22 protein-coding genes and 1 pseudogene are annotated in these 24870 nt (G+C 34.7%); 9 read left to right on the top strand and 14 right to left on the bottom strand.

What is annotated here, in order from left to right:
- Nucleotides 1-93 precede the first annotated feature (93 nt).
- Entirely contained in the window at nt 94-456 is a 363-nt protein-coding gene (locus BR72_RS22850) for a YtxH domain-containing protein (RefSeq protein ID WP_035437493.1), read from the bottom strand.
- A gap of 113 nt (nt 457-569) precedes the next feature.
- On the opposite strand from BR72_RS22850, the gene BR72_RS22845 reads away from it, so the two are divergent.
- Nucleotides 570-761: a membrane protein YhzF gene (locus tag BR72_RS22845; protein WP_035437491.1), complete on the top strand. Its 192-nt coding sequence runs from the start codon at nt 570-572 to the stop codon at nt 759-761.
- Between the two features lie 37 nt (nt 762-798).
- Here BR72_RS22845 and BR72_RS22840 read toward each other — a convergent pair whose 3' ends face one another.
- Complete coding sequence (locus BR72_RS22840; RefSeq protein ID WP_035437490.1) at nt 799-1233, bottom strand: HIT family protein; 435 nt, start codon at nt 1231-1233, stop codon at nt 799-801.
- Between the two features lie 551 nt (nt 1234-1784).
- On the opposite strand from BR72_RS22840, the gene BR72_RS22835 reads away from it, so the two are divergent.
- The 3 genes from BR72_RS22835 (at nt 1785) to BR72_RS22825 (ending at nt 4554) form a co-directional block, all read left to right on the top strand.
- On the top strand, nt 1785-2531 hold the full coding sequence (locus BR72_RS22835; protein ID WP_035437489.1) for an ABC transporter ATP-binding protein: 747 nt from the start codon (nt 1785-1787) through the stop codon (nt 2529-2531).
- Nucleotides 2524-3750 carry an ABC transporter permease gene (locus BR72_RS22830; RefSeq protein WP_035437488.1) on the top strand — a complete coding sequence of 409 codons (1227 nt, stop codon included), beginning with the start codon at nt 2524-2526 and terminating at the stop codon, nt 3748-3750. Before BR72_RS22835 ends, BR72_RS22830 begins: the two co-directional genes overlap by 8 nt.
- A gap of 87 nt (nt 3751-3837) precedes the next feature.
- Nucleotides 3838-4554 carry an EcsC family protein gene (locus BR72_RS22825; protein WP_035437486.1) on the top strand — a complete coding sequence of 239 codons (717 nt, stop codon included), beginning with the start codon at nt 3838-3840 and terminating at the stop codon, nt 4552-4554.
- Nucleotides 4555-4931: 377 nt separating this feature from the next.
- On the opposite strand, the gene BR72_RS22820 is transcribed toward BR72_RS22825, so the two are convergent.
- Nucleotides 4932-7340: a PAS domain S-box protein gene (locus tag BR72_RS22820; RefSeq protein ID WP_035437483.1), complete on the bottom strand. Its 2409-nt coding sequence runs from the start codon at nt 7338-7340 to the stop codon at nt 4932-4934.
- A 310-nt stretch (nt 7341-7650) separates the two neighbouring features.
- On the opposite strand from BR72_RS22820, the gene BR72_RS22815 reads away from it, so the two are divergent.
- The 4 genes from BR72_RS22815 to colA all read left to right on the top strand — a co-directional run bounded on the left by BR72_RS22815 (nt 7651) and on the right by colA (nt 13370).
- The gene (locus tag BR72_RS22815) at nt 7651-8127 is read left to right on the top strand and encodes a PH domain-containing protein (RefSeq protein WP_035437480.1); all 477 of its coding nucleotides are present in this window, start codon (nt 7651-7653) and stop codon (nt 8125-8127) included.
- Nucleotides 8120-9562 (top strand): PH domain-containing protein, encoded by a 1443-nt coding sequence (locus tag BR72_RS22810; protein ID WP_035437477.1) that lies wholly within the window; start codon nt 8120-8122, stop codon nt 9560-9562. Before BR72_RS22815 ends, BR72_RS22810 begins: the two co-directional genes overlap by 8 nt.
- Before the next feature lie 103 nt (nt 9563-9665).
- Nucleotides 9666-10145: a GNAT family N-acetyltransferase gene (locus BR72_RS22805; protein WP_035437607.1), complete on the top strand. Its 480-nt coding sequence runs from the start codon at nt 9666-9668 to the stop codon at nt 10143-10145.
- Nucleotides 10146-10481: 336 nt separating this feature from the next.
- Nucleotides 10482-13370: a collagenase ColA gene (gene colA / locus BR72_RS22800; RefSeq protein ID WP_035437475.1), complete on the top strand. Its 2889-nt coding sequence runs from the start codon at nt 10482-10484 to the stop codon at nt 13368-13370.
- Nucleotides 13371-13636: 266 nt separating this feature from the next.
- Here the strand turns inward: colA and BR72_RS22795 are convergent, their stop codons facing one another.
- The 9 genes and pseudogenes from BR72_RS22795 to BR72_RS22765 form a co-directional block, all read right to left on the bottom strand.
- Entirely contained in the window at nt 13637-13843 is a 207-nt protein-coding gene (locus tag BR72_RS22795) for a hypothetical protein (protein ID WP_231559757.1), read from the bottom strand.
- Nucleotides 13844-13895: 52 nt separating this feature from the next.
- Nucleotides 13896-14528, bottom strand: a complete 633-nt coding sequence (locus tag BR72_RS22790) for a hypothetical protein (RefSeq protein WP_035437473.1) — start codon at nt 14526-14528, stop codon at nt 13896-13898.
- A 255-nt stretch (nt 14529-14783) separates the two neighbouring features.
- Nucleotides 14784-15046 (bottom strand): annotated as a pseudogene (locus BR72_RS27525) (helix-turn-helix domain-containing protein); the annotation flags it as partial.
- 232 nt (nt 15047-15278) lie between these two features.
- Nucleotides 15279-16952 carry a M4 family metallopeptidase gene (locus BR72_RS22785; RefSeq protein ID WP_035437470.1) on the bottom strand — a complete coding sequence of 558 codons (1674 nt, stop codon included), beginning with the start codon at nt 16950-16952 and terminating at the stop codon, nt 15279-15281.
- A gap of 305 nt (nt 16953-17257) precedes the next feature.
- Nucleotides 17258-18466 (bottom strand): cytochrome P450, encoded by a 1209-nt coding sequence (locus BR72_RS22780; protein WP_035437467.1) that lies wholly within the window; start codon nt 18464-18466, stop codon nt 17258-17260.
- 424 nt (nt 18467-18890) lie between these two features.
- Nucleotides 18891-19853, bottom strand: a complete 963-nt coding sequence (locus BR72_RS22775) for a hypothetical protein (RefSeq protein WP_035437465.1) — start codon at nt 19851-19853, stop codon at nt 18891-18893.
- Nucleotides 19854-20733: 880 nt separating this feature from the next.
- Nucleotides 20734-21120: a DUF2199 domain-containing protein gene (locus BR72_RS22770; RefSeq protein WP_331280409.1), complete on the bottom strand. Its 387-nt coding sequence runs from the start codon at nt 21118-21120 to the stop codon at nt 20734-20736.
- Nucleotides 21121-21275: 155 nt separating this feature from the next.
- Nucleotides 21276-21446 (bottom strand): hypothetical protein, encoded by a 171-nt coding sequence (locus BR72_RS26570; protein WP_231559755.1) that lies wholly within the window; start codon nt 21444-21446, stop codon nt 21276-21278.
- Nucleotides 21447-21625: 179 nt separating this feature from the next.
- Nucleotides 21626-22525, bottom strand: a complete 900-nt coding sequence (locus BR72_RS22765) for a DMT family transporter (protein ID WP_035437602.1) — start codon at nt 22523-22525, stop codon at nt 21626-21628.
- Nucleotides 22526-22657: 132 nt separating this feature from the next.
- On the opposite strand from BR72_RS22765, the gene pdxR reads away from it, so the two are divergent.
- Nucleotides 22658-24064 carry a MocR-like pyridoxine biosynthesis transcription factor PdxR gene (gene pdxR, locus BR72_RS22760; RefSeq protein WP_035437462.1) on the top strand — a complete coding sequence of 469 codons (1407 nt, stop codon included), beginning with the start codon at nt 22658-22660 and terminating at the stop codon, nt 24062-24064.
- A gap of 99 nt (nt 24065-24163) precedes the next feature.
- On the opposite strand, the gene BR72_RS22755 is transcribed toward pdxR, so the two are convergent.
- Both BR72_RS22755 and BR72_RS22750 read right to left on the bottom strand, forming a co-directional pair.
- Nucleotides 24164-24352, bottom strand: a complete 189-nt coding sequence (locus BR72_RS22755) for a hypothetical protein (protein WP_035437459.1) — start codon at nt 24350-24352, stop codon at nt 24164-24166.
- A 19-nt stretch (nt 24353-24371) separates the two neighbouring features.
- Nucleotides 24372-24842 carry an antibiotic biosynthesis monooxygenase family protein gene (locus tag BR72_RS22750; RefSeq protein WP_035437457.1) on the bottom strand — a complete coding sequence of 157 codons (471 nt, stop codon included), beginning with the start codon at nt 24840-24842 and terminating at the stop codon, nt 24372-24374.
- Nucleotides 24843-24870: the final 28 nt, after the last annotated feature.

The following is a 24870-nucleotide window of genomic DNA, read 5'->3' as shown; positions in this document are numbered from 1 at the left end:
GAAGAGGATCATTGTATAAAAAATACGGCACATGTATGTCATGTGCCGTAAAAGAGACGGTAAGAATCAAAACGATTTGTTATATACGAAAAATTACGCTTTATCAGGAACCGCTTGTTGTAATTTTTCAATTGATTTTTGAATGTTTTCAATTTCTTGTTCAATGTGGCGCTTATTTTGAGAAATATCTTGTCTCCATGTTGATAATGTTTCGTGCATATCATCTTTTAATTCTTGAATGACTTCTTTTCCTTCAGAAGCTGTTTCAACAATTTGTCGACTTAGTAATTTTGTATCTGCTGTAATATCAGCTAATGTTTTTTTTATATCATTTCCTTTTTCTTTTAACTTATTGCGCATATCTCTTCCAGATGAAGGAGTAGAAAAGAGTACAGCAAGTCCAGCGACAGCTCCGCCGCAAATGATGCCAGTTAGAAAGGATTTTGATTTTGACATAAAAAGTGCCTCCTTAATTTGTAAAACTTTCCGTCATAGATGGAAGCTTTATAACATTGTTATACTCATGATGTGTGAAACTGTGCATATGCATAAGACAAGGGGGGAGAAAAGTGAAATGGATTACAAGCATTTGTTTTATTGTCAGTCTTTTCTTTCTTGTACGAGCAATGCAATTATTATTTATTTTAAAACAGAAAAGATCGTACCCGCCAATCCTTTTAGTAAAGCAGCAAATTGTTAGGTTGGCGTTTATTGGCGGGGTGTGCACGGCATGTACAATCTTATTGTACATACTACAATAGATCTAATCTTTTCAATTCATCGTTTTAGGTGCAAGTGTTATTTTACGCTAGTTGCAATTGTGTTTGCGATGTTGTGTAATTCTTCCATTGTGTAATCACTTTGGTGAGATTTCCACACAGCACCGAAACCATCTTTTTCGCCGTAGCGTGGGATTAAATGAAGATGGAAGTGAAAGACAGTTTGTCCTGCTTTTTCTCCGTTATTATTTAATAAATTGAAACCAACTGGATTATATTCAGTTTTTATCGCATTCGAAATTTTTGGAACGACAGAGAAAATGTGTGAAGCAATTTCTGGTGTTAATGCAAATACATCTTGTTTATGTACTTTTGGAATTACGAGTGTATGTCCTTTTGTCACTTGGCTAATATCAAGAAAAGCGAGTACATGTTCATCCTCATATACTTTTGCGCAAGGAATTTGCCCCTCAATAATTTTACAAAAAATACAATTATCCGCTGTATGATTCATATTCCTCATCCTTTCAGTAGTCTTAGCCGTATTTTATCATAATTACATAATAGAAAAAACACGAAAAGCAGGAAGCTGGTGAGCTTCCTGCCTTCGGAAGAAGGTTTGAAAAAGCATTTTCGTTTAATCTACCTTTAGGAGACACCTCATTTGTTAGGAAATGCGCGGTAACTCGACATATATTCTGCCGTGGACACCCCATTTTCAATGAAATGATGTTGCAATCCTTCAGAAATGAATTGTTTATTTTATAAAACAGTATCTACTCTCCTCGAGACACCCCGTTTCTAAAATGAAACAACTTATATGACTCCGTGTAAATTACCTTTGTCCATTATAGACACCCCGTTTCATGATGAGTTCGCTAGGCTGTGTTCATCACTTTTGTGGTTGCTTTTTCAATGTGTTCCTTCCTCACTAATTATGATGTCCGCTTTTGCTTAATATATGCAGAGGAAATTTTTTCTTTTAATCGTAGGTCAGTACTATGAAGGAGCTTTACTTTTTTGGTAAGATGATTACATATAGATAAATGAAGAAAGTGGTGTCATATGGAACAATTATTACGTGTGGAAAATGTTACAGGCGGATATACGAAGCGACCTGTATTACAAAATATTTCATTCTCTGTTAAGAAAGGAGAGCTTGTCGGTTTAATCGGTTTAAACGGTGCAGGAAAAAGTACAACGATCAAACATATTATCGGATTAATGGAGCCGAAACAAGGCCACATTACGATTAATGGTAAGACGTTAAAAGATGATATGACCGCATATCGCTCTAGTTTCTCGTTTATTCCAGAAACCCCAGTGCTCTATGAGGAGCTAACGTTAGAAGAGCATTTAAAGCTAACCGCAATGGCGTATGGCATTGATGAGAAAGAGTATGATAAGCGCGTAGACAAGCTGTTAAAAGAATTTCGCATGAAAAATCGTATGAAGTGGTTTCCATCTCATTTTTCAAAAGGGATGAAACAAAAAGTAATGATTATGAGTGCGTTTTTAGTTGAGCCTTCATTATATATTGTAGATGAACCGTTTGTTGGATTAGATCCGCTAGCGATTCAATCATTGCTGCAAATGATGGATCAAATGAAAAAAAGCGGTGCGGGCATTTTAATGAGTACACATATTTTAGCAACAGCAGAGCGTTATTGTGATTCCTTCATTATTCTGCATCAAGGTGAAATCCGGGCACAGGGTACTCTCAAGCAGCTGCAAAGCGAGTTTAACATGCCGGGAGCAACGCTTGATGATATTTACATAGCACTAACGAAGGAAGAAGATGCTGATGAATAGTAAAGGGTTATGGAAAGAAAGGTTTCGTTATTTTTTAAAGGAAACGCGCACATACGGTAAGTATGTATTTAATGATCATTTGAAATTTATTTTTGTGTTTATTATCGGTGCCGGTGCATTTTATTATCAAAAATGGCTACAAACATTAACACCTTCATTTCCAACCGCAGTTGTGATGGCGGTGCTGCTTGGACTTGTCTTAACCGCAGGATCAGTGCAAACGTTATTAAAAGAAGCGGATCTTGTATATTTACTTCCAGTAGAAGAAAAATTAAAAGCATATTTCGTAAAAGCATTTCAATTTACGTTTACGATCCAGTTATATATTGTAGCGATGGTAAGTGCAGCGCTTGCGCCGCTCTATTTCCAGCAGATGAAACAATCAGGACAAACATACATAATCATTGTACTTGCGATTGTGCTAAGTAAAGTTTGGAATTTATTTGTGACGTGGGAGAAGTCTTATATGACAGATGGCCGTATTCATCCTACAGACTGGCTTATCCGTTTTGTACTTAACTTTTTCCTTGTTTATTTCCTTGTTGAGCGCGCTTCAGCTTTGTATACGGGAGCAATCGCCTTTGCGATGGTCATCTATCTCGTATTTTTACAGCAAAAAGTAAAAGGAAAACCGCTGAACTGGGAATATTTAATTGTTGAAGAAGGAAAGAAAATGATGCTGCTATACCGCATCGCCAATATGTTTGTTGATGTACCGGCATTAAAAGAACGGGTCGCTCGCCGCAAATGGATGGATTTTGTACTGCAAATCGTACCCAATAAAAGTACCTATTTATTCTTATTCTTGCGCACGTTTTTACGCTCAGGAAATTACTTTGGACTGTATGTCCGCTTACTAGCAATTGGCGGTATCATTTTATCCTTCGCGCCGTTTCTTTATGTCCGTCTTCTTGTCGGTGCTGTGTTTTTATATTTAATCGGTTATCAGCTGTTAAGCTTATGGAAGCATCATCGTTTGAAATTATGGCTTGATCTATACCCTGTCCCAGAAGAAGCAAAAATGAAAGACTTTCTGACGTTATTATGTACGTTGCTGTGCGTAGGCGGCGCTATTTTCACTGTACTCTTTGCGTTTGCAACGAAAGATATGATGATGACAGGACTTGTTTTTCTTGTAAATATGTTATTTAGTGTGGGATTTGTTTATCAATACGGGGCAAAGCGCTTGAAAAAATTATCCCGCATAAACGGGCAGTAAGCTGGAGAAGACGGGGAAGCGAACTGCCCGTAAAAGCCCGATTGGGAAGTTTCACTTTATTCCGCATATAGGGAAAGGAAGAAGAGCATGACTGAATATGAACAAAAGGTCATCTTAGAGTTACAGCAGTGGAAAAGAAAAATTATTAAAAGCTCATCTGTAATGACACGTTTCTCTAAAACAGTTCAAACGAAAATGCAGCAGCTCATTCCAGAAAAAGTGCAAAATATCCTTACAGAAACGATAAAAAAGATGGTGCAAGGCATTAGTATTGGTTCGAATTTCATCAAACCGAGGCTAAAAGAAACAGATTGGTCACTGCAAAGAAGAGATGAAGAAGTGCTAAAGAAGATCGATGAGTACAAAAAGGTTGCAGCGGCAGAAGGAGCCGGAACAGGAGCAGGTGGTTTTTTACTCGGGCTTGCTGACTTCCCGCTCTTGCTTAGCATTAAAATTAAATTTTTATTTGATGCGGCAACATTGTACGGCTATGATACAAGTAAACAAGAAGAGCGCTTATTCATTCTTCACGTATTTCAGCTTGCGTTCTCAAGCGATAATCACCGAAAAGAAATATGGAAGGCGATTGAGACGTGGGATACAAATAAGGAAAATCATGTAGACTGGGAGAAGTTCCAGCAAGAATACCGCGATTATATTGACCTAGCCAAAATGCTGCAACTCGTACCTGTCATCGGTGCACCGGTAGGAGCGTATGCGAACTATCAACTCCTGCAGCGGCTTGGTGAAGTGACGATGAATTGCTATCGGCTGCGGTTATTGCAGCGGGAAGGTAAGATGTAATTTATATAAAGGACCTGACTCTCATGTCAGGTCCTTTTCGTGTACTGAACGTGTCGGACATTGCCGAGAAATCTTTAAATCGTGTCGAAGCGCCGATATATTTTAAAAAGTGGTCGATACATTGTGAAAAGCGCTGATATATTTTAAAAAGCGCCGATATATCAGTGAACATATAAGAAGGAGCCGATTCAAATGATGAGTCGGCTCCGTTTTTCTTAAGAAGTTAGGTGGGAGATAAACTGCTGGCATGCGCCCGATTGGTGAGGGCAAATAATCAGTGGGGGATGAAGAAAACCCCCACTGATTAAAGTTTCACTTTATAAGTCGCTCCTATGCATGGCCAGATGCTCTCGTCTTATACAACAACTTTCGTTCTATCATCTACTAATAGGGAGAATAACTTCAATCGTTGTTCCCTCATTCACTTCACTTTCAATCCATATCTTGCCTTGATGCATTTCAACAATTTTGTAACAAATCATTAATCCTAAACCAACCCCATCTTCTTTAATGCTATAAAAAGGTTCGCCAAGGTATGGGATACGTTCTTGCGGGATCCCGCATCCTTGATCAATAAATCGAATATTGATTTGATTATGATCAGCCAGGTCGATTTGAATGGAAATTTCTCCTCCCGTTGGCATCGATTCAATGGCATTTTTTAAAATATTAATGAATACTTGTTTTAATTGATTCCCTTCACAATGTATCATTGGAATAGTAGACATAACTTCAGTCTTCATTTGTACATTATTCATGAGTGCTTGGGGTTCAAGTAGCATGACAACTTGATTCATTAACACACTTATATCATTAGGTTGAATTTTCACTGCTTGGGGTTTGGCGATTGCCATAAATTCATTCGTAATGCTTTCAATTCGATTAATTTCGGATGATACTATATCTATATAGTGATGATTCGTTTCATTTTCCACCGTTTTTAATAATTGCATAAATCCTTTCATTGCAGTTAAAGGATTTTTAATTTCATGAGCGATTGCTGTAGATAATTGACCTACAACAGCAAGTTTTTCAGATTTTCTTAATAATTCTTCCGTCTTGATTCGTTCGGTAATATCGCGAGAAATACTTAAGAAAACCTCTTTTCCATTCAATTTGAATACACGAATACTAAACTCTGTCACGATTTTCTTTCCTGTCTGAAAAACATATTCATCTTGCAAAGTAAAGGAATCTTCCCCGTTTTTCATTTTTTCTATTAAATTTTTTAAAAGGGGAGAATCCGTAGAAACAAGATCAGAAAATGGGGTACTAACAATTTCATCTCTACTTAAATTAAACCTTTCACACCCAATCGCATTTACTTCAATCACTCGAGTGGGAGTTCGATTTTGATCCAATTCTACTACGTAGACCGCATCCGCCGCCTGTTCAAATAGGGCACGATATTTCAATTCACTTTCTTGCAGTTGTTGATATAATTGATGTCGTTCTTTTTCTGCTTGTTTTCTTTCAGAAATGTCCCTGCATATCGCAGAGAGAGCCATTATATTCCCTCTTGCATCTAGAACAGGTGAAATTGTCATGCTTATATCAATTAAATCCCCGTTTCTTCGTTGTCTAACGGTCTCTAATCGAGTAATGGCAGATTTTCCAGACAAAATATTTTGAATAATTTCTATCGATTCATTCATTAAGAAATCGGGCACACAAGGAATTTTTTTACCGATTACTTCGTGTACAGACCAATCAAATATCGTTTCATAAGCTTTATTTGCTTGTAAAATATGCCCTTCGCGATCAATGATCACAATCGCATCTATGTTGTTATCTACAAATGACTCCAGCAACTCTTTAGTCGTTTTTAATTCATCTTCCACTTTTTTTCTCTCTGTAATATCAATTGCAGAGCCAACAACTTCAATTACTTTTCCATTTCGTTTAATTGGCCGAAGTGCGATTAGCGCAATGGTTTCATTATCCGGCCAGGGGATTTCAAATATAACTTCACTTCCTTCCCATGCTTGTACATAATACTTCAGTAATTGAGGAACGAGATGGGGAGGGATAATGGAAGGATCGATTGTACGTAAACTTTTTCCTACCACTTGTTCAGAATAAAATCCCTTTTGATAATAAAATTGTCCATCACACATCGTATGTATAAAGTGTGTATCTACTTTAATAAATTTAAAAATTCCACCTTGTAGTTCACGGACAGTATCTTTGAGTTCTTGCTTCGATCCTTTTAATTTTTGATTTGTTCTAAATAATTCTTGTGTTAAGAAATATAACTTTTGATAAGCTTCCATCAGAAAAATGCCGCTTAAAAGGCCTAAACTTATAAAAAATAAGTTTTGCATGTAAAGAATGTTAGATATTACAGCTGGAATGAAAAATTCGCCTACCAATCGAATCATAGCTATATAACAAATCAAATAAAGAAAGCTAGCTTTAAACGGATGTAAGTTTTTGAAATATGTTTTAAAGATAGTAAATAGAATGCCTATCCCTAATAAAGCAACGAGATACGGTACACAATATCCATCCATATAAGTAACACGCATGATAAAAATACTAAGTACCGTAATCCAACCAGCAGTACGACCAAAGTAAACAAACGAAAAAATGAGAGGAACAGCTCGAAGATCGTAGTAAAACCCCATGTATTTAAAAGAAAAGGCCATCAAAATAGCTGCAATAATTGCCCCATATATTTTTTCAATGAACTGATTGGATTTCAATATAAACACTTGAATGAATATAGTTGAACTCACTAGGAAAACAAAAATAAAAAGGTTAATGAAAAAGTCTTTGATAAACATATTGTGAACCTCCCTATATCAAACAAATTCGACAAAAAAGGGTAAAATCCTACAAATATTTTATAGAAATAGAGAGACTGTTTTTTTTTTACTAAGCTGCTGCTATGCAGAATACAACATGACTGCTTCTATGCATGACCATTTGCTCGCGGTTGCCTAAAAAGAAAGAGGGTTTTTATGTTGATTATTTAATTTGTAGCTTTGATAAAGGAAAACATTCCCTTTATATATCTTGTTTTCCAATTATGTTTTTAATATGATTATAGAGTCATAGAAAAGCCGCACTAGACTAAAAATTAGAGGTGAAAGAATGCAACCATTAGAAAATGAAATTAATCCAAAGATGGTAAGAGTATGGCAAATTAGCTCGCTCATTACATCTGGAATCGGTCTTATGATTACAATTGCTTATTCTATATTTATGATTAAATTTGATTGGACAGGCTGGATATTTGGTGCACTTGTAATTGGACTTCTTGCGTATGCACCGCTCGGTTATCTTGTTTTTCCAAGTTTACGTCAGCGCTATTATAGTTACGAGTTAAATGAAGAAGAAATGGAAATTCAAAAAGGAATGTTTACTGTAGAGCGAGTACTTGTCCCAATGATTCGGATTCAGCATATTACAATTGAACAAGGCCCTATTATGCGTAAGTTTGATTTAGCTGAGTTGAAAATTTCAACAGCCGCAACAGCACATAGTCTTCCAGGGTTGACGATGCGCGAAGCCGAAAGGTTAAAGCGTCAAATTGCAGAACTGGCAAAGGTGAGTGATGAGGATGTATAAGCGGCAGCATCCGATTACGATTTTATTTGAGGTAAAACTAAGTAGTATTTTACCCGTATTTTTTGTTTTCGTTGTGAAAGACGGTTCATTTCCGTTTTGGTATTTAATCCCGATTCTTATTATTGGTGTAGGGGGGATTTTTAACTTCATTTCATGGTACTACAAAATGTATTGGGTTGAAAATAATGTATTGCATATTAAGGAAGGCCTCTTTACAAAGAAAGAAAGCTACTTAAATAAAGATCGTGTGCAAACCATTAATACGAGCTCAAATATTTTATATCAAATATTAGGTCTCACAAAGTTAAAGATTGAAACTGCTGGTGGAGCTGACAAAGCAGAAGTACAGTTAGTAGGGATTACCCAAGAAGAAGCAAAAAGTTTAATTGCCATGTTAAATAAAAATAGCGATGTGAACGATGAACCTGCATTAGAGGTTACTTCGATTGAAACAAAAGAACATAATGCAGTCGCTTATACAGTAACATGGAAAGAAATTTTACTAGCAAGTATTACATCTGGGAAATTTGGCCTTTTATTTTCAATCCTTTTCATTTTAGCAGATAAACTTCGAGAAATTTTGCCGAATAATATCGTGAAGAAGGTTGAGAATTATGTGGAAACGTATGTATTTGAAAGCGACATAGCTGGCTGGGTATATATGTTCGTTGCTTTATTTCTATTATCGTGGATTGTTTCAACGATTCAATATGCGTTACAGCATGCGAATTTTACTATTTCACGTAAAGGAGATGAAATTCGCATTTCACAAGGTTTGCTGGAGAAAAAAGAGCTTGTCTTGAAAACGCATCGTATTCACGGTATTAAAATAAAAGAAGGTATTCTTCGCAAGCCTTTTGGATATTGCTCTGTTCATGTAGAAGCTATTCAAAAATTTGAAGAAGGACAAACAGGCGTAACGCTCCATCCACTTATAAAAAAGAAAAAAGTACGAGAGATGCTGCACTACTTACAATTGCCATATGATATAAACAGTGAGATGACAAAATTACCAAAAACGGCAATGAGACGTCACATGTTAGATAATTTTATTTTCGCTTGTATTGTAGCAGTACCAATTATTGGTTCGAGTATTTATTTTCACAAACACTTTCTACTTGCGTTATTATTACCACTTTTCTTAGTGTCCATCTGGCTTGGCTATGCGCAGTACAAAGCAGGCGGATATCGAATTGATGACGATCAGTTAACAATGTCCTATCGCAAAATCGCAAAATATACAGTTTTTGTGAAAAGAAGACATATTCAATCTTTAAAGAAAAGTCAGTCATACTTCCAGAAAAAAGATGCACTTTGTACATATGACTTCCATAATGCCTCGGCTAGTCATGAGCTACAACATGTGCGGATGGAAGACGCGGAGAAGATGCAAAGTTGGTATAAGAAGAGTAATGAAAAAAACACCCTCATGTAAGGGTGTTTTTTTATGTGTATAAATTTGGTAAAATCATGGTGTGAATTCCTAAAAAAGGAGCATGCCTATGGAATATGTATTAGAAACATCTGACCTTACAAAAATGCATCAACTAATCTTTAAGAAATTTGAAGCAACAGACTTTAACGATTATTTCCAACTAGTGTCGAATGAACAAGTTATGGCACAAATTACAGAACGAGCGATTCCGTTAGAAGAGGCTCAAGTAAACTATCAAAAATTATTAGAGCGTAATGAAAAATATGAGCTATATGGCTCATATAAAGTTTATATGACGGATGAATTTATTGGACTTGGACATGTAACATTAAATGAACAAAAAATCGAAGAAGCTGAAATTGGCTATATGATATTGCCGGAATATTGGGGTAAAGGATATGGAGGTGTAATTGCCAAGCAATTAATTGAATTAGCGAAGCAAACAAATTTGACCATATTAAAAGCGATTATCGATCCGGAAAATATTCCTTCTAGAAAAATTTTAATACAGCAAGGATTTATATCAGAGAAAATTTGTGAAATCGAAGGGTTACCTGGAGAAATTTTAAGTAGGTTTATATAGGGAGAAAGTAGAAGATATCCCGCATAATAAACAACTTTAAAGGGCAAGGCTACTTACAAACTGTAGTCTTGCCCTTAGGTTTTCAATGACTTTATAACCATATATAAAATGGTTCAAACTCTAAAATAGCTGGAAAGAGAGTATATAATTTTGATGTTTCTATTAAAAAAGAAATGTTATTCAGTTTATTTATATAGTTAGAAAATGCTGATATCATTGAGTTTTTATAATTTGTTCATAAACATAAAGAAATAATATGCAATCTTGCATAAGACATTGCCTTATCGGAATAACGTGTTATTCTTTTGGATGGATTATAGAAACGGAGGAAATGTTATGAACAAGAAATTAAAATTTACGCAAGTGATGCTCGGTATTAGTACAGTGGCCTTATCATTTGGAAGTATTCAAACACAAGTGTCAGCGGAAGAAAAAACACCTTATAATGTGTTACAAGTGAAACCACCTGGGATCGGAACTTCAAAAGATGAACTTGCCCATTCTACAAAAGCAGACGAAACATTGTCTTATGAAGAACGTTTAAAAGTGAACAATTTTTCACAACGTCCAGCTCCGGCCGTGAAACGAGCAGCGGCAAAACAATATCAGCAAAAGTATTCTGCAGCAGAGCTGAATAGAATGAGTAATGACGAATTAATTGATACATTGGCAAATGTTAGTTGGGATCAAATCGCGGATTTAGGTCAATTTAATCAAGAAACAAAAGCATTTTATCAAAATAAAGAGCGAATACAGGTTATTATTGATGAGTTAGGTCGTCGTGGAAGCACATTTACAAAAGATGATACAAAAAGAATTGAGACGTTTGTTGAGGTTTTATATTGCGGTTTTTATTTAGGCTTTAATAATGAAGAGTTAAGCTATTTAAATGAGCAAAGCTTCCAGGATAAATGTTTACCGGCATTAAAAGCAATTGCAAAAAATCCGAATTTTAAACTTGGTACAGATAAACAGGATGCAGTGGTATTTGCGTACGGTAAATTAATTAGTAACTCTTCTTGTGATGCCGAAACTGTTCAATATGCAGCGAATATATTAAAACAATATAACGATAATATTTCTACATATGTAGGTGACAAGAAGAAAGGGGACGCCGTGTATGAGATCATGCAAGGGGTTGATAATCACTTGTATGGTAAAAGTAAAGAAGCGAATGAAACAATATGGTATGGGAAAATTGATGGTTTCATAAATGAACTGAGTCGAATGGCTCTTCTAAATGATGTAACAGCAGAAAATAGCTGGTTAATTAATAATGGTATTTATTATACCGGCCGTTTAGGGAAATTCCATAGTAATCCAAATAAACCTTTAGAAGTACTTACACAAGCAATGCATATGTACCCTCGCTTAAGTGAAGCTTATTTTACTGCGGTAGAGCAAATTTCAACAAACTATGGTGAAAAAGATTATTACGGAAATACAGTAGATTTAAAGAAAATACGTGAAGAAGGCCAGAAGCAGTACTTACCAAAAACGTATACATTCGATGACGGTGCTATTGTATTTAAAACGGGAGATAAAGTAACAGAAGAAAAGGTTAAGAGACTATATTGGGCTGCTAAAGAAGTAAAGGCGCAATATCATCGTGTAATTGGAAAAGATGGAGCGCTAGAAGCAGGAAAAGCTGATGATGTACTGACAATGGTAATTTATAATAATCCAGATGAATATAAAAAAAATAGCCAACTATATGGATATGACACGAATAATGGTGGACTTTATATTGAAGGAATCGGAACGTTCTTTACATTTGAGCGTACACCAGAGCAAAGTCGTTATAGTTTGGAAGAATTGTTCCGTCATGAATTTACACACTATTTACAGGGAAGATACGAAGTTTCAGGATCATGGGGACAAGGAGCAATGTATCAAAATCAACGCTTGACATGGTTTGAAGAAGGAAATGCAGAATTTTTTGCGGGATCTACTCGTACGAATAATGTTGTTCCGCGTCAAAGTGTCATTAGCGGATTATCATCTGATCCTGCACAGCGTTATACAGCAGAACGAACATTATTTTCGAAATATGGAGACGGACCAGATAAATGGGACTTTTATAATTATTCTTTTGCACTGCAGTCTTATTTATATACTCATCAATTTGAAACTTTCGATAAGATTCAAGATTTAATTCGTGCAAATGATGTGAATGGTTATGATGCATATCGTGAAGCTTTAAGTAAGGATCCAAATTTAAATAAAGGATACCAAGACTATATGAAGCAGTTAGTTGATAATCAGGGTACATATAATACCCCGCAAGTATCAGATGATTATTTAGCTGACCATGCACCAAAACCACTAGCCGATGTAAAGAAAGACATTACAGGTGTAGCAAAGATAAAAGATGCAACGATTACAAAGCATAAGTCTCAATTTTTTGATACGTTTACATTAGAAGGAACATATACGGGCGGCGTAACAAAAGGAGAATCTGAGGATTGGAAAGCGATGAGCAAGCAAATCAATCAATCTTTAGAAAAGTTAGCGCAAAAAGAATGGAGCGGCTACAAAACAGTTACAGCCTATTTTGTTAATTATCGTGTGAATGCGAACAATCAATTTGAATACGATGTTGTATTCCATGGCGTTGCAACGGGAGAAGAAGAAAAACAGACTGTTAAAGTAAATATGAATGGACCGTACAATGAGATAGTAAATGAAAAAGTTGAGTTTCATAGCGATGGTACAGAAAGTACAGGTGGAAAAATTGTTTCTTATCTTTGGGATTTTGGAGATGGTACAACAAGTACAGAAGCAAATCCTACCCATGTATATGGGAAAGAGGGAACATATACTGCAAAGTTAACAGTGAAAGATAATAAAGGAAAAGTGAGCCGAGGACAAACAACGGTTACCGTGAAAAAAGATGAGCCAGCAGGTCATAACTATCAAGATGCAAAGGTACTTAGTTTTAATAAGCTTTCAAAAGGAAATATGGATAGACCTAATATGGCGTATATGTACACATTCAATGTCACATCTCCAAAAGAAGTAGATATCTCTTTTATAGATGAACAAAGAATTGGGATAAACTGGGATGTATATCATGAATCAGATCTAGGAAATCCTGTCATTACGGGCAAAGCGGATGGAAATAATATAAAAGGGAAATTTGAAGCGAAACCTGGGAAGTATTATATAGTTGCATTTTTTGATCAGGAAAATGGAAAAGGAACATATTCATTATTGGTGAAATAAAACGATTTCCAATGTATATGTAACTTTATTTTATGTAGAAAAGATATACAATTTTTGAATTTATCCCGCTATTCGTGGGCAGTAATACTCCCACCTCAAAATTCGGCGAAAGCAAAGAAGTTAGGTGGGAGATAAACTGCTCGTAAAAGCCCGATTGGTGAGGGCTGATAATCAGTGGGGGATGAAGAAACCCCCCACTGATTAAAGTTTCACTTTATATTTGCAGCAATAAGCACTTGAGAAATAGATTTCAAGTGCTTATTCAATTATTTACTCTCTTTTGTTCTTTCAGGAAAAAAACTAAAAGCGAAAATGATAACAGCTAATGTAAGCCCGAAGTTTTCAGTACTATCAATCTGTAAACCGTTTTTCCATTGGTATATAAAGGATAGCAATATGAAAAGTATAGCGGCTCCAGCCGTATATCTTACTATTTTTTTCTTCGTTCTCGTTTCGTTTGTTTTCATATTCATATGTATCCCTCTTTCTTATTTATTAGGTAAAGTGTGCAGCATTGTTATTCCTTTAATGGAATGCTGTCTGTTTAATCCATTGTAAGACTATTAAAGGCATCATGATTTTTTTGAAATCGAATGACAACTGAATTCGTTCTTCTAACTCTCCGTGTATATGTAATTTCTTTTGTAAGGCTAACATACATTCTGTAGCTTGCTCTTTTAACTTTTGATACATAAATTCTTTTGAATGCTGTATATTTCCGCTTTGGTTTATCATATATCCGATAGCTACTGGACCCTTTTGTTCACCTATTTTCGCCTTCAATTCCTGAATATTTATATCCTTTAAATGAACAAAATAATCATTACAAAAATCAATTGAATAAGCACCTGGTGTCGATATACCAGTTACAATACTCGGTTGAAAGACAAATAGAATAGGCACTAAAGCTGTAAATGTTTGATTGTGAAATGCTTCGTATAGAATTTGAGCTAACGTATTCATATGAATCAATGGTTTAACTAGGCTACTCATTTCTTTTTGTGGTGCTTGTTTATTCAATGAGTGTTTATACACATGATATGGCAATACTTCATATTCATTTGAATAGATTTTTAAATATTGATTATTTTTCTTACTCTGATTCAAATGATAATTTATATTGTCTATCATATTTGCAGAACGCTTTATCCCTAGCATCAGAATGGCCACACCTCCTTGCTGTTTGACTTTCTGTACTTAAAATATACGTGTTAATTTATGTTAATAACAATTAGTAAAATTTCATTAAAATTTAGGCGAATTATTATGTATTTTAAACGAGATATTTTACTTATTTTGAAATATTAGGAAATGTTTAATCTTCTTAGTCTGTATATTTGAAGAAGGGAATGCACTTGTATGGAAGAGTTCTAGCGTGGACGAATACATAAGAACCCCCACTTAAAGTTACGTTTAAGTGGGAGGGAGTTGGCTTGATATTTTCAGATATTTTGCTGACATTTATAAGCACGATTATCATAAAAATAGTTTCCTAGTTCAGTTATGAGTTCGCGAACTAAAGGGTATTGTTTCTTTTCTGGGCTCATTTCAATAGCTTTTTGCATATATTTTTCATATCCATAGTGATCTCCTCTTAATTTGGATATCTTCCCCTTAAATCCGTATAGTTGAACATGAGCGAAAGGAACATCAGAAATTGTTAAAAAATGAAATGCCTAACAAAATCCATTGCCCACCTATAATTGGTGTTCGTACCTTCGTATTTTTGAGGTGGAAGTCTGTTGGCGGAAAACGATAAATAATTAAGGGGATTTATTGTTAGTGTACGGAAAAGGTGATAGAGTCCTAAATCTATGCGAAATCTCTTTCATGATAGTGAAAAAAGGCCACCCTCGCCAGATATCTCTAGCAAGTGTAGCCTTTTCTATTTTTATAGCAATGAAACTATTATTTTATTACTCCTACATCATTCCAAGCTTTTTGCACAGCTCTGTATGTAGCGCTATTAACGCCATCGTAATCAGCTGCAGATTGCAATAAAGCAGCACGGGCTTTGCTGAAATCACTTGTTGGTGTAAGATACGTTGTTAAGGCACGGTAGTAGATTTTTTCTGCTTTTTCTTTACCGATAGCATTAATTGTTAAGTAGGCAGCTTTATTTGGAATACCGCTATTAGTATGTACGCCGCCATTATCGCCTTCTTCTGTTGCTGGTAAATATTGATAGTCTCTCATATGAGCAGGTTGGTCATGCTTTTCAGGATTTGATAAGCTGCGAAGTGCATCACCTTTAACTCCAGGTGTGTATACTGCTTCTCCTAAATCCCAATTGGCTGGATCAACGAAATATCCAAATACATCAGAAAAAGATTCATTTAGTGCACCGGATTGACTTATGTAGCGAAGATCAGCTGAGTATTCAGTCACCGCATGTGTTAGTTCATGGGCAACGATATCAAGAGAACCTGAAAGCGGTGCGAATTCAACACCATCGCCATCTCCATAAATCATTTGTTGACCATTCCAGTACGCATTATTATAGTTGTTTCCATAATGGACTGCAGAACGAATCGTTTTCCCGTTTCCATCAAAACTGTTGCGATTATGAACATTTTTGTAATAATCATATACTTTGCCAGCATAAACATGAGCATCAACCGCAGGAGCTTGGTCCTTATCTACCCAAGCATTATCGTTATCGAATAGATAGTAATTCTTTGGATTGTCTTCAGTGCTGTGATTTACTGTAAATGTTTCAATGACGCCACCATTCATCGGCTTTGTTGTGTCTTTTAAATAATATTGCCCGTATTGGCTGCCATATGTTGTATTCAGGTTTTTTCGATCCCCTAGTACTCCGTTTCCATAGCCTTTTTGCGAAGTATCTGCATCTGTAACAGCATTATATGAATCTACAATTGTTCCATCTTCTGCGTTTACATAGATTTTCCAGTTTGCTCCATAAGGCTTAATGAATTGTAATTGCACTTTATAAGTTAAATAATAATTCCCGTCTTTTTCATAAACAACTAAATCTGCATTTTCATTTGTAGATTTTGCGTTTTCTTTCATTTGCTCTAATGGAGCTCCATTTGTTTCTACTAATGTATCTTTTTTTGCAAGATTAATATGTTTCCATGCATTTGAAAGAGCTGCTTCTTTTGTAATCTTTGCTTTTGTATTTTCTTTTAATTGCTCTGTGGCAGCTGGATGTACGTCTCCGTTGACTGTTGTTACTTTTCCATCACGATTTGTATGAACAATGAATTTTGCACCATCAACTGGTACTTTATTAATAGATTGATTGTACACATAATGTTTCATGCCTAAATCATCTGACTTTACTTCTTTCAGTGTTAAGTCAGTTTGTGGGTTGATTTTAAATAACTCTTTATTTTCTTCAAGGAACGCTTTCACTGCTTTTTCTGATTCTACTTTTTTATCAGATAATTCTCCTGAAAGAAAGGCTGGATTTCCTTTCTCATCATTCCACGTTTTTTGAACAACTTCCATTTTATCCAAAGCTTTTTGCTGAGATGCTTGTTCTTCTGCAAAAGCGTTTGAAAATGGAGCACCTAAAACCATTCCGGTTGCTAGTAATGTAACGACTGATTTCTTCATTTCTATTTCTCCTTTTAATATTCCGTATAATAAAGATGCATCTTAGTAATGAGTATACAAAAAATGCCATGGTTTTGTGGTTATATATGCAAAATTACATATATTAAAATTCCGCATTGTTCTTATTTTTGGGAATTGTCCATCTATTATTAGTGTAGAGAAATTTTTTTAAAATGATTTATGGAATAGGGGAATTTAGGGTGTAGAAGTTTCTGTTTTCATGCAATAAAAAAGAGCGACATGCTAGTAACATGCGCTCAGCTCTTCATATTTTGATAATCTATATATTTTGTACGATAGTTTCTTCACTTTAAAAGAATCGGCAAATGTTTCAAAGTTTGTTCATTCTCTAATAAGCAGTTCTCTAACTGAAAAGATGGTGACAGTGTTATGTCCTTATGTTGTTTTATAAAGGTTGTTAGAGCGATTGTAGCCTCTAATCGTGCGAGTGGTGCACCTAAGCAAAAGTGTGGTCCTTTTCCAAATGTCATATGTTTGTCATTACCTGCGCGGTGTATGTCAAAACAGCTAGCGTTCTGGAACTGTTTCTCATCTAAGTTTGCGGCACTTACCCAAGTAACAATCATTTGTCCTTTTTTCATGTTTGGTCCAAATATATTTGTATCCTCCGTTATTATACGTGCCAATGTGACCGGAAAACGATAACGTAACACCTCTTCAACTGCCTGCGGGATATAATCTGGATTCTCACGTAATTCTTTATACGTTCCTGGTTGATCAACTAAGAAACAATAAAAACTATTGATAATTAAATTTGTAGTTGTTTCATTGCCAGCTGCCAGTAAGCCCAGTGAGAAATCTACAATCTCTTCATCTGTCAATCTCTCACCTTCATATTCCGCCCTTATTAAGTCTGAAAGGATGTCGTCTGCTAGAGTGCATCGTTTTTCTTGGACAATAGGAAGAAGATACGTTTTAAATTCTTTCATAGCGATTGCTTTTTGTTGATCTAAATCAGCAAATTTCTCTCGGCTATACGGCATGAATAAAATATCAGACCATCGTTTCACCTTTTTTAAATCTGTTGTAGGGACACCTAATAAATTAGAAATGACAGTTACAGGGAAAGGGGCTGCTAAGTCTTCTACAATGTCAATTTCATCAAGATTTCTTAGCTTTTCTATCATTTCATTTGCAAGTGCTTGTATATGTGGTTTCCACTCAGTTAAACTGCGCGGTGTAAATGCTTTTGAAACGATAGAACGAACATTGCGGTGTTCAGGAGGATCAGAAGAATTTAAATTCATTCTCGTTTCCCGCTGTGGAAATGAAAACTGCTGACGATCTCTTCTACTTGAAAATAAGCGAAAATCAGATAAAACCCGGTTCACATCATCATACGAAAACACATTCCATACATCTTGATCCGCATCATAATAGACAGGATGATTCTCTCTCATATACTGATACCAAGAATATGGATTCCAAAGCTCATCTTTTGTTTTTAGTTTGGAAATTTCATGAACTAAAATGACACTTTCAGGTGACTTCATAGATATCTCCTCCTTTTTTCTTTTGAAAAAACAATTAGGAGTTTCTAAGTTGTATAGGTTCATATGTTTTATTCTAGCATAAGAGGGAGGGATGATTATTTTTGGCAGGTTGAGAAAAAACTTTGGTGTAATGGGGCGCTTTAAAATATTTGCTTGATTTTGAACTGGGATTATGTCAAAACAGATATTTTATATCTATATAAATCCATTTTCATTTTTGACATATAAGTCGCTGCTACGCAGAATACAGCATGACAGCTACTTGCTTGCTCCATTTGTTTAAACTCCGGATGTGGCAGGAAAAGGACCTGACCGCTTCTATGCACAGCCAGATGCTCTTGTCTCCATTTTAAGAGAAAGAGATTTTTATGTCGTTTTTTTAACTTATATAAATTGAAAAAGCTAGCAAAATGCTAGCTTTTCATTATTTTGAAGTAAGTGCAACTAAAACATCTACTGGATAATCAACTGAATTTTTTACTTTATATTCTGTCGGACTTGTAAATTGCTTACCAAATTGCTCACCAAGTTGACCAAAAAGATTATCCCAAACGCTATTTTGTTCAGACATCCATTTTTGTAATTTTTCCCCTGGAACAACTGAATATGTTGCTACCTGTTGATATAATGCAGTTCTGTATTGGTCATATGCATAATCAGTTTTTGGATTAAAGTCAAATGTTTTTGTTACTGTTTCTTCTGAATTTAATGTGATACCGTAACCGAAACTTGCAGTTAATGATTGGTTTACTTTTGCAACCCCCTCAAGCCCTACTTCCATTCCGATTGTATAAGATAATCCTACAGTTACATTATGAGATATTCCGCTTGTAACCGCTTTGCTCCAATGATAACCTGAATTTTTATCTACTACATTTGAATCAATTAATTTCCAATTTAAGTCTTTTTTCAATTTAGTATCTTCTAAAATTGGATCAGTTTTAGGGATTGCTAGTGAATATAATACATCTCCTTTGTTACCTGTTTTTTCATATTCTTCTCCGTCTTTAAGCCAAGTACCATCTGCTTTTACAACCTTATATTTATCATTAACATTACCCTTAATTCCATAAACTCTTGCTCCATTTTGCTTAGCAACAACATCCACATATACATAATCAATTAGAGCTCCTTGATCTGTAGAAACGTGCCATTGACTAGGGAATTCTTCATAAGGGCCTGTAGGAATGTAAGGAAGTTGCGTACCATTTTGAGCAACTTGAGCTGCTGTCATAGGAGCTTTTCCTTCTTGAGAGCTGACTACGATTGGAAGATTTCCTACATTCGTAGTATTCGTATCTGCTGAAGAAAACCCTGGTGCTACAAATAAAGCTGTACTTAATACAAATGCTGCTGGAATAATTTTTGTAATTTTCTGTCTTTTCATCTTGCACACCTCTTCTGTTTTGATTTTAAATAATAAAATGTACATATTGCTGTAAGATCGATTTACCAAACTATAAGTGCAAAAGAACTAAAACTATGTTTCTATTTGGTTTATCAAGAATAAATGTAGTCGATGAATTGATAAGAAGGTAGTTTTGGAAATAAAGTCTTTTGAACTTTAAATTTTTTAGATAACGTATAGATGATAGACTATTATTCCATCTACATGATGTAATCAACTACATACCAGTGATGAACCTTTTATATTCTCTTATTTCTCATGGAAGGTAAGAATCTTATACACACATTAAAGCACGCTATTTTTACTAAGTAAATCATAAAATTTCGTTTAGTAAACTATATAATTTATATATAGATATTATTTGTTGTAAAAATAACTATATTACTAAAATCCTATCTTTATAAAATATAATTGCTTTAGTTTTGTATTTGTTTGAAAAATGTAATTATTATAACGAAATGTGGAGGTTTATTTAGATGAAAAATGATTTTAGTATAATAAAATAATATTATATATAACGTTTCCTATATTTTACTATGCATAATTGCATAAAATAGGAGGGGGAAATCATGTGAAATAAAGGTTTTTTTGAAAAAGATTGTGAATAATAATTTTTTAGATTATTATTCAATAAATAATAAATACGGTATTTAATGAATAATATTATTTAGAGTAATAGAAGGGATAAAAGAATATAAATATTCCAGACTAAGTAGATTTGAGTAGGTTTAAATTGATATGTGTACTATTGAAAAAATGAGAAGCCCCTTCAGAAATTTGAAGGGACTTTTCATTCTGGTAATCTTTGTTTCTGTAGGTTATGTAAGATGGCTTGCTGTAATTTCGTCATGATTAGGTGTTACTGGGGATCCAATTCTTGATTATTTTGAGCCACAATTTCTTTCATTTTTGCAACTCGTTCTAAAGTAATTCCTTCTCTTTGTTCAATGGATAAAGGGTGATCAGTTGGTTCTAATTCGATATAAGGTCTGATTCCGATGTCCCTTGTATAAACATGTGTTTTCAAGTTTACTGTATCAGGATAACCTGGGATTGATGTAGAAAGCCATCCGAAGTATGGCTCTTCTGTTTTTCTTTCATCTGATTCCCATAATTCCATTGTTTTGTTGAAGCTTTCTTCGCTTAAAGATACCCAAACATTCCAAATAAATCCTTCGTTCCTATTTATAATGGGAATTTCGATACAGCCTCGAATGAAGTAATATTCTTTATTCATGATGCAAATATCAGAGTTTATCCCGCATTAACGGGCAGTAATACTCCCACCTCAAAATTCGGCGAAAGCAAAGAAGTTAGGTGGGAGATAAACTGCCCGTAAAAGCCCGATTGGTTCAACTAATAATCAGTGGGGGATGAAGAAAACCCCCACTGATTAAAGTTTCACTTTATTTCAAAACGTTGTTCTCTTTCATTTTCAGGAATATTGTAATAGTAAATAGGAGCATCACTTCCATAGCCTATTGGTAGTTCATGTTCTAAATGAGTGCAACGAAATTTTTCGTAACTAATTTCTTTCTTATTTGTTCTTCCATACAATCTTCTTTTCCGCATTTGAATATATGCTCCTTATCGCATTGTTTGTCTTACATTACATACGAGAATGGATATGTCTATTATACTCTGTTTCATTAACATAACATGTTGTTATATTTTATATGATATACAGGTTCATCAAATACAACTTCTCTTAAGTTCTAGAAATCCCTGAGTACCCAATTAATAAAATTCTTTTATTTTCTAACTTTAACATTGAAGTAGGAGGTGGACTTTTTAAAATTAATTCTAAAACCTAGGGCTATTAAAGCCCCAATACAAGAAGATAAACATCCGAAAACCAAATACATTGACAAATCTGTTTCTCCAATTATCACAGATGCTATTCCACCAATTGCAGGGAATAAAGCGACCATGTAACCACTCTTTGTTCCTCCTATTTTTTCTACAAGTTTTAAATAAAATAACCAAGCCAAAAAAGAAGCAATAAAAGTTAAATAAATTAGGGCTGATAAGTATGTAACGCATGTAGGGAAAATAATTGTTTGTCCTTGCGCATATACAATTGAACCAATTAACAAACTACCTATAGTAAAACCAATAGCATTTGCATAAATTGGGTCTACTTTCTTACTAGCATTTCTGGCAGAACAAGCGTCTCCTACTGCAGTAAGAACTGTACCTAAGAGAGCTATCAAAATTCCTTTCATAGTAGATATTCCTTTGAAGTCACTTAATGTTGGATATATGAGAATACAAACACCTAAGATACCAAAAACTCCTCCAATAAAAACTCTTGCATGTAGTTTTTCTTTAAGAAATATTCGTAGTGCTATTGGAGTTAAAATAACTTTTAAAGAAAAGATTAGAGTTACGATAGCAGCAGAACACATGATAGTAGCATGATAGAGACATAGATAACTCAACCCAAAATTGCAAATGCCAAATAAAACGATGAATGGAATATCTTTTTTATTAGGTTTTCCATTAGGTTTCATAAACCATATGAGAACTAGAAATAAAATTGCTGTTAAAGCTAAACGGTATGATAATGATAGCTCTAAACTAACTGGTGTCCCTTGAATTTTAACTGCAATAAAATTAAGTCCCCACACAATTAAACAAAATAAGTACATGATTTTAATCAATGTAGCATCACTCCTGTTAAATAAGTACTGTATGAATCCGTATACTTAATATTAATTTTCGTTGTCATTTATAAAAGGTACAGTTTACAATAATTTCAAATGACAGTTGAGGTGTATGAAGTGAAAGAACTCGTTTTTAACATAGATCGGAATAGTAATGTTCCAATGTATCAACAAGTTTATGTTTATATAAGGACACAGATATTAACAGGGAAGATTACGCAGCATACGAAACTACCTTCTATTAGACAATTAGCAATGCTTTTGAATGTAAGTAGAAATACAACACAGGTGGCTTATGAGCAACTTCTAGCAGAAGGTTATATACGAAGTGAAAGTAAGAAGGGCTATTTTGTAGAGGTAAATATGTCTGAACAATTATTTACATATGAGCCTACTACAGTAACGCATACACAGAGACAAAAAGTTGTAAGTGAAACGATTGATTTTAAAATTGGGACGGTTGACAAGGAGAACTTTCCTATCGCAAAGTGGCGGAACTTAACGAATAAAGTCTTAATGGATCCTATTATGTATTCCTATGGGAACAAACAAGGGGATATGTCGTTAAGGATGGCTATAGCAGATTACTTGTTTCAGTCGAGAGGCGTTAACGCTTCTAGTGAACAAATATTGATTGGTAGCAGTACACAACACTTGTTATTGATTTTGACTCTTCTTTTAAAAGAGGAGTTTCATCAGATAGCTGTAGAAAATCCTGGTTACAACGGGGCAAGAGAGATTTTTTCCTTACAATCATTCTTAATTGAGCCTATATCTGTTTTTGAAAATGGGGTTGATGTTGATCAACTTTGGAAAGCAGATGCAAGATTGATATATGTTACACCAACGCATCACTTTCCATTTGGATATACGATGCCTGTTAATGAAAGGTTAAAACTAATTCAATGGGCTGAGCGGGTTAAGGGATATGTTATTGAGGATGATTACGATAGTGAATTTCGCTACATTCATCACCCTGTTCCTTCTTTACAGAGTCTAGATTCCAATGACAGGGTTGTGTATGTAAGCACATTTTCTAAAGCATTATTACCTTCAATCCGTGTAAGTTACATGGTCTTACCTAAACGATTACTTCCTAGGTACGAGGAAATTTCGTCTTTACTAGAACAAACAGCTTCCTCTTTTCATCAAAGAACACTGGCTCATTTTATTTCAGAGGGATATTGGTATGCGCATTTAAGGAAAATGAAATCTCTTTATAAACGTAAAATGAAGGTGTTGTGTGAAGAGATAAATAAGCATTTTGATAACTATATAGAAATCAAAGGAGATTCCTCTGGTATTTATGTAGTTATTGAAGTCAAAACTCAAATAAGTGAGAAAGATTTGATAAATAAAGCATCTAACAATGGAATTATTGTTTATCCATGCTCTCAATATTTTATTAAAAACGCACCTAAGTATCCGCATATCCAATTAGGTTTGGGGAATTTAAGTGAACATGAAATTAAGGAAGGTGTCTGTAAATTAGCAAAAATATGGATTGAAAAAAATGAGATCTAAATGAAGTAAATCATTTCAATCTCGTTGATTTTTAAAATAGATGAAACACCTTGAATGTTTAACCACGGTTTATACTCAGTATCAATGCCTATATCTCGATTATCGTTGATTTTCTTTTCTATAGAATTTACTTTTTTCTTTTAGAAAAAAATCACCTCTTAAGATAACGATATCTCTCGAGATGATTTTCATCAAACTGTATTTAAAAGCTACATTTAGCGTTTGAAAATCAAATCGAACAAATGCTTCTATAAAAGGAATAATAAAAAAGGAGCCCTCTTCTAACATAAGAGAGCTCCTTGTTCTATTATTCTCCCACTGTAAACATCGTCGCAAAAGAAGGTCTTGCAAATATACTCTTTTGCGGTTCACCGCTAGGCGGGGCAGGGCGTTTTTGATGTGCTCTTTCAAATGATTGTGATTGTTGCCATGCTTGGAATGATTCTTCATTTTCCCACATTGTCATAATGATGTATGTATCGTCTGTTAATGGGCGCAGTACACGAATGGCACGGAAGCCTGGTTCTTTTTCTATTAAACCGGCACGACTTTGGAAACGATGTTCAAAAACAGGACGTCCTTCTTCTGTAACAGCGATGTTATTGCAGACAATGAAGCCATCATTTCCTGTCATTTCTCCAACAGCATCTAGTACTTCATATAGATACTCCGCAGTTTCCTTTGTTACATTTTCTTTGTAATACATCGTTTTGTCTTCGCTTTTTCCAACGTAATTAGGCTTTTCTAAAGAAGTTTCATATGAAATTATTGCCTTCATCATTTTGCCCCCTTTGTTTTTCTTAATT

Origin of the sequence: Bacillus sp. UNC322MFChir4.1 (genome assembly GCF_000746135.1) — a bacterium.
Taxonomy (GTDB): domain Bacteria; phylum Bacillota; class Bacilli; order Bacillales; family Bacillaceae_G; genus Bacillus_A.
Note: the sequence above shows the minus strand (reverse complement) of the source record. Positions and strands in the feature narration are given on the sequence as shown.